Source organism: Streptomyces sp. NPDC006207, assembly GCF_040613835.1.
Lineage (GTDB): Bacteria > Actinomycetota > Actinomycetes > Streptomycetales > Streptomycetaceae > Actinacidiphila.
On sequence record NZ_JBEXSX010000029.1, the window covers coordinates 91000 to 105297 of the forward strand.

Consider the following 14298-nt stretch of genomic DNA (forward strand, 5'->3'; position numbering starts at 1 on the left):
CAGCGGCGGGTGCAGGGGAGTGTGGGCCCCGGCACCCGCCGCGCCATTGGCACGAAACATTTCCCGGGTATAGTCCGGCCTTTAACGAAATGTACGGCTTGTGCCCGCCCTGTGCGCATGCCGTGCGGACCCGTTCGGACCCGGAGGAACGCGGCATGCTCGAGGCGGCTGGCCTCACCGCGGTCGAGGAGACCGTCTACCGGCTTCTGGTCACCACCGCGACCGCCTCGGCGGACGACGTCGCGGTACAGACGGGCCTCCCGCCCGGGCAGACGGAGGGCGTCCTCGCCTCCCTCGCCACCAAGGGGCTCGCCAGCCCCACCGACAACCGCCCCCGGCACTACGCCGCCACCCCGCCCGACGTGGCCCTGCTGCCGCGTCTGCAACGCCAGGCCGACGCCCTCGACAAGGCCCGCACCGCGGTCACCGACCTGCTGGACAGCTACCGCAGTACGGCGCGCCGCCAGGACGCCGGCCAGCTCATCGAGGTCATCACCGGCAGCCAGGCGCTGCGCCAGCACCTGCGGCAGATGCAGGAGAACGCGCGCCACGAGATGCTCTGGTTCTGCAAGGCGCAGTACGTTGCCATGCCCTCGGGGAGCAACCGCGCCGAGTACGACGCCCTCGCCCGCGGCGTGCGGTACCGCGTCCTGTACGAGCGGGCGTTCTTCGACGACGACGGGGCCATTGACAACGTTGTTGAGGGCGTCCAGGCCGGGGAGATAGCCCGCTCCGTGCCCCATCTGCCGCTGCGGCTCGCGGTCGCCGACCGCACCATCGCCATCTGCCCCCTGGTCCCCGGCGGCCCGCACGGCAGCCCGAACGAGCCGACCGCGGCGCTGCTGCGCGACAGCAGCCTCCTGGAGGCGCTGACCGCGCTGTTCGAACGCTACTGGGAGGACGCGGTACCGCTGCACGTCAGCGCGTCCGGCGCGATGAGCGGCGCCGACGACGCGGACGGCTCCGACCCGCTGAGCGAGACCGACCGCCGGCTGCTGTCGCTGCTCGTCGCGGGCGTGGCGGACAAGGCCATCGCCAGCCAGATGGGCCTGAGCCGGCGCACCGTCCAGCGCCACATCCAGCACATGATGACGCTGGCAGGCGCCGCGACCCGCATGCAGCTCGCATGGCAGGCGGCCCGCCGCGGCTGGCTCTGACCAGGGGTGCGGAGGGGCCGCGGGCGTAGGGTGAGAAGTGGCGCGAGTGCCCAAGGCCCCGGAGCGTTGGTGCCATGTCCCGACGTCACACCGCTCCCTCCAGCAGCAGCGCCGAGGAGCTGTTGAACACACTCGGACAGCTCACCGGCCGCATCCTGGAGCGGATCAAGATGCAGCAGGCTCGGGTGGAGCTGGCGGCCGCTCTCCAGCGGCACACCCTCCGCGCCGCGCTCCCGGCCGTCCCGGGGCTGCGCGTGGCGGGCCGGTACGCCCCCGCGCGTGACGGGCTCGACATCGGCGGCGACTGGTACGACGTGTTCCCCATGCCGGACGGCAGCGTCGGCTGCGCGATCGGCGACGTGCAGGGCCACGACGTCGAGGCCGCCGCCTACATGGGCCAGGTGCGCACCTGCCTGCGCGCCGTCGCCGTCGCGACCACGGAGCCGGCGGAGGTGCTCGCCCGCACCAACGACCTGCTGATCTCCATGGGCTCCGGGCTCTTCGTGACGTGCACCTTCCTCCGCTTCGACCCCGCGACCTGCGAACTGGTCGACGCCCGCGCCGGGCACGTCCCGGCGGTGTGGGCCACCGACGACGGCCACTGCGAGGTCGTGCTCGACGAGGCCGCTGGGCATCCTCGACGGCGAGAAGTACCCGTCGACACGCCGCGTCCTGGCCGGCACCGGTGCCTTCGTGCTGGTCACCGACGGCGTGGTGGAGGGACCCGGCCATCCCCTCGACGAGGGGCTGGCCCGTGTGGCGGACCTGGCCGCCGCCGGCTGCACCGCCGACCCCGACGAACTGGCCGCCCGGGTGATCGCCGTGGCCGACCTCACCGGGCACAGCGACGACGCCGCCGTACTCGTCCTCGGCCACGGCGGTCCCTGCGGGACGGCACCGCGATGACCGCTGACGGCCACGGCGAGGGGCTCCGGCGGCACCGGGCCACGGCCCTGTGGATCCTGGTGATGGCCGCCGCCTACTACGGCGGGGCCCGCATCGGCCTGGAGCAGCAACTGGTGCGCGGTCAGGTCACCCCGATGTGGCCACCGACCGGGATCGCCCTGGTCGGACTGCTGCTCGGCGGGATCCGGCTGTGGCCGGGCGTCGCGATCGGCGCGTTCGCCGTGAACATCGCGATCGGGCCGTCGTTCCTGCCCGTGCTGGGGATCGTGGCGGGCAACACCCTCGCTCCGGTGTGCGCCTGCCTGCTGCTGCGCAGGGTCGGGTTCCGCGTCGAACTCGACCGGCTGCAGGACGCGCTCGCCCTGGTGTTCCTCGGCGCGCTCGGGGGGATGCTGATCAGCGCGACGATCGGCAGCGGCGTGCTGGTGGCCTCCGGTGCCGTGCCGGTGGGCGCCTTCTGGTCCACCTGGTCGGTCTGGTGGACCGGCGACGCGATGGGCGTGCTGGTGATCGCGCCGCTGCTGCTCGTCCTGCGCACCGTCCAGGCGCCGCGCGGGGTCCCGCCGTACCGCTGGGCGGAGGCGGCGGCGCTCGTGGCGGGCACCGCGCTCGTCACGTTCGTCGCCACGCACAGCACGCCGGGACTGCTCTTCCTCGTCTCCCCGCTGCTGATCTGGGCCGCGTTCCGCTTCCAGCTGGCCGGCGCCGCGCCCTGCGTCCTGATCACCTCGCTCATCGCGATCGAGGCCGCGGCGGACGGGTCCGGCCCGTTCGCCGGACTCGACCTGTTCGCCAAGATGGTGACCCTCCAGGCCTTCAACGGGTCCGCCGCGCTGACCGCCCTGCTGCTGTCGGCGACCGTCACCGAACGGGAGCACACCCGCCGCGAGATCGAGCAGGTCTGCCGCAGGCTCGGCGAGGCCCTGTCCCGCCTCGCGCCCGACGAGAAGATCGAGCACTGGGCGGCCGTGCCGCCCGGCGAGCGCGGCCACGAGTAGCAGAGCCGTTCCGCGCGTCCTCCCGCCGGGGTGGCGCTACTTTGAGAGGGGGCCCCACGAGGGCCGCCACAGCGGACGGAGGTGCCGGTGGGGACTGACGGCGGCAAGGACGCCGAGGGCCTGCCACGGCTGCAGCTGGACGAGTTGCTGGACGAGCTGCAATCGCGCATCGACGCGGTGCGGGGGACGCGGGACCGGGTGCACAGCCTGCTGGAGGCGGTGCTGTCGGTCGGGCGGGAGCTGGACCTGCCACAGGTGCTGCGGCGCATCGTGGAGGCCGCGGTCCTGCTGGTGGACGCCGAGTACGGGGCGCTGGGCGTGATCGGCGACGACGCGCGGCTGGCCCAGTTCCTGACGGCGGGCGTCAGCGACGAGCAGATCAAGGCGATCGGGCCGCTGCCCTCGGGCCACGGCATCCTGGGCGAGCTGATCCGCCACCCGGTGCCGCTGCGCCTGGAGGAGATCGCGCAGCACCCGGCCTCCCACGGCTTCCCGGCGAACCACCCGCCGATGCACTCCTTCCTGGGGGTGCCGATCCGGATCCGCGACGAGGTGTTCGGCAACCTGTACCTGACGGAGAAGCGGGGCGGCAAGGAGTTCGACGGCGAGGACGAGACGGTGCTGTCCACCCTGGCGGTGGCGGCCGGGGTGGCGATCGACAACGCCCGGCTGTACGAGGAGGCGAGGTCGCGGCAGCGGTGGCTGGAGGCGAACGCGGAGATCACCGGCGGCCTGCTGTCGGGCATCGACGAGGACGCGGTGCTGGAGCTCATCGTGGAGCACGCCCGGAGCATCCTCGGCGCGGACCTCGGCGTGCTGGCGCTGCCCGCCGGGACCGGCGACGGCATCACGATGGCGATCGCCACCGGCATCGACGCCGACACCCACCAGGGGCTGACGCTGCCCCGCGAGGGATCGTTCACCGGGGCGGCCATGGCCGCGAACGAGCCGCTGACCAGCGTCGACATCCAGCGCGATCCGCGGGTGGTGGCGGGCCCGCCGCGGTTCGGCGGCCTGGGCCCCGCGGTGGCCGTGCCGATGGCGACCCCGCAGGGGGTGCGCGGTGCGCTGCTGCTGGCCCGCGCCGAGGGGGAGGCGCCCTTCACGGAGGCGGAGACCGCGCCGCTGCTGGGCTTCGCGGGCTCGGCGGCCCTGGCGATGGAGCTGGCCGAGCGCCGCCGGGCGGCCGAGCAGCTGGTCCTCCTGGAGGACCACGACCGGATCGCCCGCGACCTGCACGACCTGGCGATCCAGCGGCTGTTCGCGACCGGGATGACGCTGCAGAGCGCGATGCGGTTCGTGGACCACCCGCAGGCGAGCGAGCGGCTGCTGCGGGCGGTGGACGACCTGGACGAGACGATCAAGATCATCCGCTCCACGATCTTCGGTCTGCGCAGCCACGAGACCGGCCCCGGCCGCCAGGGGCTGCGGGTGCGGACGGCGAAGGCGGTGGAGGAGGCGGTGCCCGGCCTGGGCTTCACCCCGTCCCTGCGCATGGAGGGGCTGATCGACACGGACGTGCCCGCCGCGGTCGCCGAGCACGTGGTGGCGGTGCTGGCCGAGGCTCTGTCGAACGTGGCCCGCCACGCCAGGGCCGGTGCCGCGGAGGTCTCCCTGGTCGTCGGCTCGGGCACGCTGACCCTGACGGTCAGCGACGACGGCGTCGGCGTCCCCGAGGACGGGCGCCGCAGCGGACTGGCCAACCTCGAGCGGCGCGCGAAGGAGCTGGGCGGCACGATGACGCTCGAGACACCTGACCACGGCGGCACCCGCCTGGTGTGGCGGGTGCCGTCGGACGGTGGCCGTACGCGCTGATCAGCCCCGCTCCGCGGCCTCGTGGGCCGGCACCCGCGACGCACCGGCCCCGGACGCCGCGGCGCCGAACCGGATGAGCATCTGCACCAGGCCCGGACCGCAGTCCGTGGTCCGCATCGCCGCCCGCAGGTCAGGCCACTCCATCGCCTCGTGCAGCAGCGTCGCGTGGACGGTGTGCGCCGTCGCCAGGAGCACCACGTGCTCCATCGCCTGCCCCGCCCGCAGCCAGTCCGCGCACGAGTCGTGGGGCGTGCACAGCGCCGCGACCAGGGGCCGCCGTTCGGGATCGACGGCGGCCGCTCCGGCCCCCGCGTCCTCGTGGACCCGGCCCCCGGAACCCACGGCGCGGCCCGTGCCCGTCGTGCCGCGCTGCTCCGCCTCCGCGGTCAGCCGCAGCAGCCGCAGGGCCTCCTCGGCGCGCGGCAGGGTCAGCGACGCGCCCTCCGCGTGCGCGGCGTCGATCAGCTCCAGCACCACCGCCCCCGTCGGGCAGTGCGCGAAGTACGGCGTACGGCAGCTGTGCCGGCGCCAGATCGCGTCGTACAGGTCCCGGTACGGGCGGTCGCCGACGCGGAGCGGGCCGATCGGGCGCACGGCGGCGAGCAGGTCGGCGTCGCCGGGTACGGGCAGCAGCTGCACGGCAGGCTCCCAGCCGAAGTGGGCCAGCGCGACCCGCAGGTTGAACACCGCGGCGCCGACGGACACGTGCAGGGCGCGCGCCGCCGCTTCGGACTCCGGCACCCCCGGTTCGGGGACCGCGCGGACCTGGAACGTGCCAATCTCCGGATCGAGGCGGTACCGCCAGGGCCGGCTCCCGCGGAACGAAGGGGCCGCCACAGCGGCGGAGATCAGCTTCTCCAGGGTCGCCCCGTTGAGTGTGGTGGGATTCATGGCGGGCTCCCTCCGGATGATGCGTCTCCCACCTTGCACGTCGCGACCCCCCACAGGGAGGGCCGACCGGCCCTACCGCCTGGGCCCGCCAGGGCATCCTCGCGGGGCCCCGCGTCCCGCGCCGACCGCACAGCCGACCGCACACGGGCGCGCCACCGCCGCGAGGCGAACGGCGGCACCCGGGCGCTGGGGGCCGCAGCTCACGGGCGCGCGGAGTCCCGGCGTCTCAGGGGGCGGAACCCTGTGGGCCGGGCGACGGCCGGGCCGGGGTGGCGAGCACGGGCCACGGCGGTCACGTCTGCTCCGCCTCGGTGCGCGCCGACGCCGCGAGGCGGGGGCCACGGGCGCTGCCCAGCAGGACCGGTGCTTGCCGATGGTGCCCACTCGGCGCGGGGAAACGGTGGTGCCCACGCCGAGCGGTCGCCGCTCACCGGCGCGCGGAGTCCCGGCGTCTCAGGGGGCGGAACCCTGCGGGCCGCCGGACGGCTGGTGCTGGGTGGCGAGCACGGCGGCCTGGATGCGGCGCTCGACGCCGAGCTTGCCCAGCATCCGGGAGATGTGGTTCTTGACCGTCTTCTCGGACAGGAACAGCCGCTTGCCGATCTGCCGGTTCGTCAGTCCCTCGCCGATCAGCTCCAGGATCTCCCGCTCGCGAGGGGTCAGCCCGGCCAGTGCCTCGTCCTGCGGCTCCGGCGGCTGCTCCTGCTCGCGCAGGCTGTTCATCAGGCGGGCGGTGGTCGCGGGGTCGAGCAGCGACTGGCCCGACGCCACCGTGCGGACGGCGGAGACCAGGTCGGAGCCCTTGATCTGCTTCAGCACGTAGCCGGCGGCACCGGCCATGATCGCGTCCAGCAGGGCGTCGTCGTCGTCGAAGGACGTCAGCATCAGGCAGGCCAGCCCGGGCATGCGCGAGCGCAGCTCCCGGCAGACGTTGATACCGTCGCCGTCCGGGAGGCGCACGTCGAGGATCGCCACGTCCGGCCGCAGTGCCGGGGCGCGCGCCAGGGCGTGGTCGACCGTGCCCGCCTCCCCGGCGACCTCGATGTCCGGCTCGGCGTCGAGCAGATCGTGCAAGCCGCGCCGTACCACCTCGTGGTCGTCGACCAGGAACACCCTGATCGGCGCCTGCTCCGTGAACTCCCGTGCCTCACTCATCCCGGCCCCCAGGGCGTCTCTTTCCGATCCCGCGGCCTCGCGCCGCCCGGCCCGCGCACCCGCCGCGCCGGCGTTCCTCCGTCCACAGGGATCAAGAAGACACGCCCGCGCGCTCCGCCGCCACCGCTGCCGCCCGATCCCCCGGTCACTCCCGGATCATCCCCCGGGCGGCCCCGCGGCGACAGGGCCGAACGGACCATGCGCCCGTCAGTGCACCGTGCTGCCGCTGCCCTGCGGACCGTACAGGTCAAGGAGCCGGGTGCGGGCCCCCTGCAGCCGGTGCGCGACGATCTGCGCGACCCGGCGCGCGACCGCGCGCCCGAACACCGCGTCGGCCTCGCACAGCGCCCGTATGACCGTGGCGTCGAACTCGTCGGCCCGCACCGGACTCTGGGCCCGCGCGCCGAGGTGCCAGGAGTAGGGCGGGAAGAGCCACGACCAGCCGAGCAGGTCACCCGGGCCGAGGGTCTCGACCACGGCGGGCTGCCGGCCGGGCACGTGCAGGTCGAGGGCGACCGAGCCGGTACGGATGATCCAGAAGCGGTCGGCCCGGTGCCCCTCCTCGAAGATCCGGGCCCGGGCCGGGAAGGACACGTCGCGCGCGAGTTCCAGCAGTCGCCCGCGGGTCTCCGGGGGCAGTGCGTCGAGCAGGCCCGTCGTGGTGGTGGTCATCGCCGTCCTCCCTCTCGTCCGGTACGACGTCACCTCCAGGGTCCTCCGCCACCCGGGAGCGCGAGGAGGGGCCGACCGGCCCCAACACGGGGTCGTCGGGGAGGATGGGCCCATGCCGTCCGCCGTCTCCAAGCCCGCCCCGCCGCCCGCGAGGTCCGCCGCCAAGCGCGGTTGGCGCGGACTGCTGCCGGGCCTGGCCACCCTCGTCGGCTACCGCAGGGCATGGCTGCGCGGCGACCTGCTCGCCGGCGTCACGGTGGCGGCGTACCTGGTGCCGCAGGTCATGGCGTACGCCGAACTGGCCGGGCTGCCGCCGGTCGCCGGGCTGTGGGCCGCCCTCGCCCCGCTCGCGCTGTACGCCCTGCTGGGGTCGTCCCGGCAGCTGTCGGTCGGCCCGGAGTCCACCACCGCGCTGATGACGGCGACCGCCGTCGCGCCCCTGGCCGCGGGGGACCCCGGCCGCTACGCCGTGCTCGCCGCTGCGCTCGCCGTGGTGGTCGGCCTGCTGGCCGTGGTGGCGTGGGCGGTACGGGCGGGCTTCGTCGCCGACCTGCTGTCGCGCCCGGTGCTCGTCGGCTACCTCGCCGGGGTGGCCTGCATCATGATCATCGACCAGCTGCCCAAGCTGACCGGGGTGCCGGTCACGGGAGAGGAGTTCTTCCCCCAACTGCTCTCCTTCGTGACGCACCTGCCGCAGGCGCACGCGGGGACGGTGGCCTTCGCCGCGTTCGCGCTGCTCTTCCTCTTCCTCGCCCAGCGGTACGTCCCCCGCGCGCCCGGTCCGCTGCTCGCCGTGGTCGCCGGCACGGTCGTCGTCGGCGTCTTCGGGCTGGAGGCGCACGGCATCGCGGTCATCGGCGAGGTCCCCTCCGGACTGCCCCGGCCGGCCCTCCCCACCCCCGGCGACCTGGCCCACCTGCTGCTGCCCGCGGTGGGCGTGCTGCTGGTGGGCTACACCGACTTCGTGCTCACCGCACGGGCCTTCGCCGGACAGGACGCCGACCGCCTCGACAGCAACCAGGAGTTGCTCGCCCTGGGCGCCGCCAACCTCGGGTCGGGCGTCCTGCACGGCTTCCCGGTCAGCAGCAGCGCCAGCCGCACCGCGCTCGGCGTCTCCGCCGGCAGCCGGACCCAGCTGTACTCCCTGGTGACGCTGGTGGCGGTGGTCTGCGTCCTGTTGTTCCTCAACCCGGCGCTGTCCGCGATGCCCTCCACCGTCCTCGGCGCCATCGTGGTCTTCGCCGCCTGCCGGCTGATCGACCTCGCCGGTTTCCGCCGTCTGGCGTCGTTCCGCCGCCGCGAACTGGCGCTGGCCCTCGCGTGCCTGGTGGGCGTGCTCGCCCTGGACATCCTGTACGGCGTCATGGTCGCCGTCGCCCTGTCGGTGGCGGAGATGCTGGTGCGGGTGGCCCGCCCGCACGACGCCGTCGAGGGACTGGTGCCGGGCCTGGCCGGCATGCACGACGTGGACGACTACCCCCAGGCCCGCACGATCCCCGGTCTGCTCGTCTACCGCTACGACTCGCCGCTCTTCTTCGCCAACGCCGAGGACTTCCGCCGCCGGGCCCTGGCCTCCGTCGACCGGCAGCACGACCCGGTGCGGTGGTTCGTCCTCAACACCGAGGCCAACGTCGAGGTCGACATCACCGCCCTGGACGCCCTGGACGCCCTGCGCCGCGAACTCGCCGCCCGCGGCATCGTCCTCGCGCTCGCCCGCGTCAAGAAGGACCTGCTGGACGACCTGGACGCGTACGGCCTGACCGGGTCGGTGGGCCGGGAGCGCATCTTCCCCACCCTGCCGACGGCGGTCGAGGCCTACCGCGCCTGGGCGGAAGGCGGCGCCGACGGGGGCGGGAACGGGACCACCGGGAGCGGGGACGGGGCGCACTGACGGGAGCGGGCCACACGGCGCCGCCGTGAGGAGCACCCTGTGGGAAGGCCGCCACGGCACCGCGCCGCGGCCGCCGCCGAGGGGGACGCTCATGACCAGGCGGAAGCGGCAGGAAGCCACGGGAAACCCGGACGTCCTCGCGCCGGAAGAGGTGTCGGAGTCCGAACGGCTGCTGTTCGGCGGGCCGTTGCGGTACGACATGGGCTGGAACAAGCACGACGGCTCCTTCCTGGAACTGGGGCTGCGGGCGATGCTCCGGCGGCTCCCGCAGCTCGTCGCGACCACCGTGCGGCTGGCCCACCGGGCCGATCCCCGGGCCCTGCGCGTCGTGGCGCTGGCCGAGGCGGGCCGCGGTGTCGCCCAGGCGGTGGGCCTGGTCGCCGTCAACTGGGTGCTCGCCCGGCTGCTCGTACCCGGCGGGACCGCCGAGCGGCTCACGGGCGCGGCCCCGGCGCTGGTGCTCGTGGCCGCGGCCGCACTGACCGGGGCGGTGCTGCGCTCGGTCTCCACGGCCGGCACCGGCAAACTGGAGCCGACCGTGGAACGGGCGGCCACCGAGATGTACCTGGAGCGCGTCGCCCGTGTGGAGCTCGCGGCCGTGGAGGACGACGAGTTCCACAAGCTGCTCGACTCGGCGTCCTGGGGCGCCGCGTCGGCCCGGCGGATGATCAACTTCTGCTCGTCGGTGGTCAACGCGCTGATCTCGCTGGTCGCGGCGGCCGGCGTGCTCACCGTCCTGCACCCCGGGCTGCTCCCGCTGCTGGCGGTGATGACCCTGCCCAGCGCCTGGAGCGCGCTCACCATCGCCCGCCGCCGCTACATCTCCTTCCACAACTGGGTGCAGCACGCCCGCGCCGGGCAACTGCTGGGACGCCTGCTGATCGAGACGGAGGCGGCGCCCGAGGTCCGCGTCCACGACCTGGGGCCGTTCCTGCTGGGGCACTTCAGGGCGATGGCCGAGAACGGCGAGCGGGAGCAGACCCGGCTCGCGCGGCTCGCGGCGCGCACCGGACTGGTCGCCTCGGCGTGGACCGGGGTGGCGACGGCGGCCACGTACGGCGCCCTGGGCGCGCTGCTGTGGAGCGGGGCGATGGGGCTGTCCGTGGCCGGCACGGCGGTGATCGCCATCCGCACCGGGTCCTCCGCCCTGGACCGGCTGGTCGTCCAACTCGGCTACCTGCACGAGGAGGCGCTGTTCGTCGCCGACCTGGAGCGGTTGTGCGCCGAGGCGGACCGCCGGGTGATCCCGCGCGGCGGGCTCGACCTGCCGGAGCGGGTCGAGGCCGTCCGCTTCGAGAAGGTCACCTTCAGCTACCCGGTCACCGCCGCCGCGGCGCCCGGCACCCCGCTCGTGCGGCCGCCGGCCCTGTGCGAGGTCGACGTCACCATCCCCATCGGCCAGGTCGTCGCCCTCGTCGGACGCAACGGCAGCGGCAAGACCACCCTGGCCAAGCTGCTGTGCGGGCTGTACACGCCGGACTCCGGACGGATCCGCTGGGACGGCGTCGACGCGGCCGACGCCGACCGGCGGCAGATCACCGACCGGATCGCGCTGGTCTCGCAGGACGCCTACCGCTGGCCGTTCACCGCGCGGGTCAACGTCGGGATCGGCCGCCCCGACGCCCTGCTGACGGACGAGCGCCTGGACGCCGCCGCCCGCTACTCCGGCGCCGACGAGGTCGTCGCGGGCCTGCCCCGCGGCTGGGACACGCTGCTGGGCCGCGGGTACAAGGGCGGTCACGAGATATCCGGCGGCCAGTGGCAGCGGCTCCAGCTCAGCCGGGCCCAGTACCGCGACGCCCGGATCCTCATCGTCGACGAGCCGACCAGCGCCCTGGACGCCCAGGCCGAGCAGCGGGTCTTCGACCTCATCCGGGAGCTCGCCGCCGACGGGCAGACCGTCGTCCTGATCACGCACCGCCTGCACAGCGTCCGCCACGCCGACGTGATCTACGTCCTGGACGGGGGACGCGTCGTCGAGCACGGCGCCTTCGCCGACCTGATGCGGCCGGGCGCGGGCACGGGCGACTTCCGCGAGATGTACCTGCTGCAGTCCCGGCAGTACCAGCACCCCGAGCACAACTGACCCACGGGACCGGCCCGTCGGGGGGCCCGGCCGGGGGCGCGTTGCGGGGCCAGGGCGACTACCAGGTGTACGGGGACACCGGCGGCTCGCAGAGTTCGAAGACGAGCTCGCCCGCATCGGCGCGCTCCGTCCGGGCCACCCGCACGCGGGCGCCGCTGCGCACCTGCATCGGCAGGGCGCCGACGATCCGGCCCCGTACCGAGAAGCCCTCGGAGAGGTCGACGAGGGAGGCGTCCCGCATCGAGCGGACGATCACCCCCGTGCCGTCGCTGCGTACCTCGTCGAGCTCGGTGGAGGCGCAGGTGGGGCAGAGGAGGCGCTGGAAGGCGGTGTTGCCGCACCAACGGCAGCGCTGGACCAGCAGCCCGCCGTCAACCGATTCGTCGTGCGCGTCGAGAGTCCGGTCATTCATGGCGCACACGATATGGCACTCAGTGCACTTTGAAAAGGCACTCAGTGCCTTAAGTGAGGGAGTCCTCCTCCGTCAGGCCTGCCTCGATCTCCCGGACGACCCGCCACATGGGCGTCCGCCGCTTGGTGATCACGATCACCACGTCGTCCTCCGCCTCCGGGGTGCCCTGCCGGGGGGCGCCGTCCCCGTTCCAGGCGGCGCGGACGAACTCCATCGCGTGGTCCACGGCCGCGCCGGCGTCGCCCTCCGCACCGGAACGCAGCCATGTGCGCAGGCCGTTGTTGTGGGCGGCGACCACGGCCGCCGCGATCACGTCGGCGCGGAGCTTGCCGTCGGGGCGGTCCGCGTAGCGGGCCCCGAGGTAGTCGGCGATCGCACGCTCGTAGCGCCACACGACCGAGAGTTCGTACGCCCGCAGCCCGGGCACCTGCTTGGTGAGGCGGTAGCGCTGCACGGAGAAGGTCGGGTTCTCGGCGTACATGGTGAGCACCAGGCGCGCCGCGTCGCAGACCCGCGTCACCGGGTCGTCCGTGTCGGCGCTGGCCTCCAGGAAGCGGGTCATGTCGGCGAGCGCGCCCTCGTGGTCGGGGAAGACCACGTCCTCCTTGGAGGGGAAGTAGCGGAAGAACGACCGGCGCCCGACGCCGGCGAGGGTGACGATGTCGTCGATCGTCGTCGCCTCGTAGCCGCGTTCGAGGAAGAGCTGGAAGGCCGCTGCGACGAGGGCGTCCCGCATCGGGGGCTTCGTGGTCATGGAGGCGAACCTAACACCGGGGGTCAGTCGATCGATGGCACTGAGTGTGCATAATTGAGGGTACTCGATGCCATGGAAGCTGACGCGGACTGGAGTAACGGACGTGAGTGACAATTTCGACCTCTTCCGGACGTCGGAGGAGCACGACATGCTCCGGGACGCGGTGCGTTCGCTGGCCGAGGCGAAGATCGCGCCGTTCGCGGCCGAGGTGGACGAGCTCGGGCGGTTCCCCCAGGAGGCGCGGGACGCGCTGGAGGCGAACGACCTGCACGCGGTGCACGTGCCGGAGGCCTTCGGTGGCGCGGGTGCGGACGCCCTGTCGACGGTGATCGTGATCGAGGAGGTGGCGCGGGTGTGCGCCTCCTCCTCCCTGATCCCGGCGGTGAACAAGCTGGGCTCGCTGCCGGTGCAGCTGTCGGGCTCGCAGGAGCTGAAGGCGAAGTACCTCGGGGCGCTCGCACGCGGGGAGGGGATGTTCTCGTACTGCCTGTCGGAGCCGGAGGCCGGCTCCGACGCGGCGGGGATGAAGACGCGTGCGGTGCGCGACGGGGACTTCTGGGTGCTCAACGGCGTCAAGCGGTGGATCACCAACGCGGGCGTGAGCGAGTTCTACACCGTCATGGCGGTGACCGACCCGGAGAAGCGCTCCAAGGGGATATCGGCCTTCGTGGTGGAGAAGGGCGACGAGGGCGTGTCCTTCGGCGCCCCGGAGAAGAAGCTGGGCATCAAGGGGTCGCCCACCCGCGAGGTGTACTTCGACAACGTACGGATCCCCGCGGACCGGATGATCGGCGCGGAGGGCACGGGCTTCGCCACGGCGATGCGCACCCTGGACCACACGCGCGTGACGATCGCGGCCCAGGCGATCGGCATCGCGCAGGGCGCACTGGACTACGCCAAGGGCTACGTCAAGGAGCGCAAGCAGTTCGGCAAGGCGATCGCCGAGTTCCAGGGCATCCAGTTCATGCTGGCTGACATGGCGATGAAGCTGGAGGCGGCGCGGCAGCTGACGTACGCGGCGGCGGCGAAGTCGGAGCGTTCGGACGCGGACCTGACGTTCTTCGGTGCGGCGGCCAAGTGCTACGCGTCGGACGCGGCGATGGAGATCACCACGGACGCGGTGCAGCTGCTTGGTGGTTACGGGTACACGCGGGACTACCCGGTGGAGCGGATGATGCGCGACGCCAAGATCACCCAGATCTACGAGGGCACCAACCAGGTCCAGCGCATCGTCATGGCCCGCAACCTGCCGTAATCAGCAAACCGAGAGTGTGGAGGGACATCAAGTGAGCTTGAGGATCGTTGTCGCAGTGAAGTACGTGCCTGATGCCACGGGTGATCGTCACTTCGCGGGGGATCTGACCACGGATCGGGATGCGGTGGATGGTCTGCTGTCGGAGCTGGACGAGTATGCGGTGGAGCAGGCGCTGCAGATCGCGGAGGCTGCGGACGGCGCCGAGGTGACGGTGGTGACGGTGGGTCCGGAGGATGCGAAGGACGCGTTGCGCAAGGCGTTGTCGATGGGTGCGGACAAGGCGGTCCATGTCGAGGACGACGGTTT

12 protein-coding genes and 1 pseudogene are annotated in these 14298 nt (G+C 73.4%); 8 read left to right on the plus strand and 5 right to left on the minus strand.

The genetic code is table 11. From position 1 onward, the window contains the following. Nucleotides 1-155: 155 nt before the first annotated feature. The 4 genes and pseudogenes from ABZ312_RS23500 to ABZ312_RS23515 all read left to right on the plus strand — a co-directional run bounded on the left by ABZ312_RS23500 (nt 156) and on the right by ABZ312_RS23515 (nt 4876). Nucleotides 156-1157: a helix-turn-helix domain-containing protein gene (locus tag ABZ312_RS23500; RefSeq protein ID WP_499514870.1), complete on the plus strand. Its 1002-nt coding sequence runs from the start codon at nt 156-158 to the stop codon at nt 1155-1157. A 74-nt stretch (nt 1158-1231) separates the two neighbouring features. Continuing rightward, nucleotides 1232-2063 (plus strand): annotated as a pseudogene (locus tag ABZ312_RS23505) (PP2C family protein-serine/threonine phosphatase). Further along, nucleotides 2060-3061: an MASE1 domain-containing protein gene (locus ABZ312_RS23510; protein WP_500321525.1), complete on the plus strand. Its 1002-nt coding sequence runs from the start codon at nt 2060-2062 to the stop codon at nt 3059-3061. The pseudogene ABZ312_RS23505 and the gene ABZ312_RS23510 overlap by 4 nt, the downstream one beginning before the upstream one ends. Before the next feature lie 87 nt (nt 3062-3148). Then, nucleotides 3149-4876: a sensor histidine kinase gene (locus ABZ312_RS23515; protein WP_500321524.1), complete on the plus strand. Its 1728-nt coding sequence runs from the start codon at nt 3149-3151 to the stop codon at nt 4874-4876. Here ABZ312_RS23515 and ABZ312_RS23520 read toward each other — a convergent pair whose 3' ends face one another. The 3 genes from ABZ312_RS23520 to ABZ312_RS23530 form a co-directional block, all read right to left on the minus strand. Further along, nucleotides 4877-5767: a hypothetical protein gene (locus ABZ312_RS23520; protein WP_500359253.1), complete on the minus strand. Its 891-nt coding sequence runs from the start codon at nt 5765-5767 to the stop codon at nt 4877-4879. A gap of 453 nt (nt 5768-6220) precedes the next feature. Then, nucleotides 6221-6922, minus strand: a complete 702-nt coding sequence (locus ABZ312_RS23525; protein WP_500321522.1) for a response regulator — start codon at nt 6920-6922, stop codon at nt 6221-6223. Between the two features lie 207 nt (nt 6923-7129). After that, nucleotides 7130-7594: a cyclic nucleotide-binding domain-containing protein gene (locus tag ABZ312_RS23530; protein WP_500321521.1), complete on the minus strand. Its 465-nt coding sequence runs from the start codon at nt 7592-7594 to the stop codon at nt 7130-7132. A 112-nt stretch (nt 7595-7706) separates the two neighbouring features. Here ABZ312_RS23530 and ABZ312_RS23535 point away from each other — a divergent pair, with 112 nt between their 5' ends. Next, nucleotides 7707-9485 (plus strand): SulP family inorganic anion transporter, encoded by a 1779-nt coding sequence (locus ABZ312_RS23535; RefSeq protein ID WP_500438676.1) that lies wholly within the window; start codon nt 7707-7709, stop codon nt 9483-9485. Between the two features lie 91 nt (nt 9486-9576). Then, a complete protein-coding gene (locus ABZ312_RS23540; protein WP_500360769.1) occupies nt 9577-11571 on the plus strand; it encodes an ABC transporter ATP-binding protein in 1995 nt (664 codons plus the stop codon). A gap of 58 nt (nt 11572-11629) precedes the next feature. On the opposite strand, the gene ABZ312_RS23545 is transcribed toward ABZ312_RS23540, so the two are convergent. Next, complete coding sequence (locus ABZ312_RS23545; RefSeq protein ID WP_500321518.1) at nt 11630-11983, minus strand: Zn-ribbon domain-containing OB-fold protein; 354 nt, start codon at nt 11981-11983, stop codon at nt 11630-11632. 49 nt (nt 11984-12032) lie between these two features. Further along, the gene (locus ABZ312_RS23550) at nt 12033-12737 is read right to left on the minus strand and encodes a TetR family transcriptional regulator (RefSeq protein WP_500321517.1); all 705 of its coding nucleotides are present in this window, start codon (nt 12735-12737) and stop codon (nt 12033-12035) included. A 67-nt stretch (nt 12738-12804) separates the two neighbouring features. On the opposite strand from ABZ312_RS23550, the gene ABZ312_RS23555 reads away from it, so the two are divergent. Beyond that, on the plus strand, nt 12805-13992 hold the full coding sequence (locus ABZ312_RS23555; RefSeq protein WP_499514881.1) for an acyl-CoA dehydrogenase family protein: 1188 nt from the start codon (nt 12805-12807) through the stop codon (nt 13990-13992). Between the two features lie 31 nt (nt 13993-14023). Beyond that, nucleotides 14024-14298, plus strand: a 275-nt coding sequence (locus ABZ312_RS23560) for an electron transfer flavoprotein subunit beta/FixA family protein (protein WP_500438677.1), incomplete at its 3' end; no start/stop codon positions are given.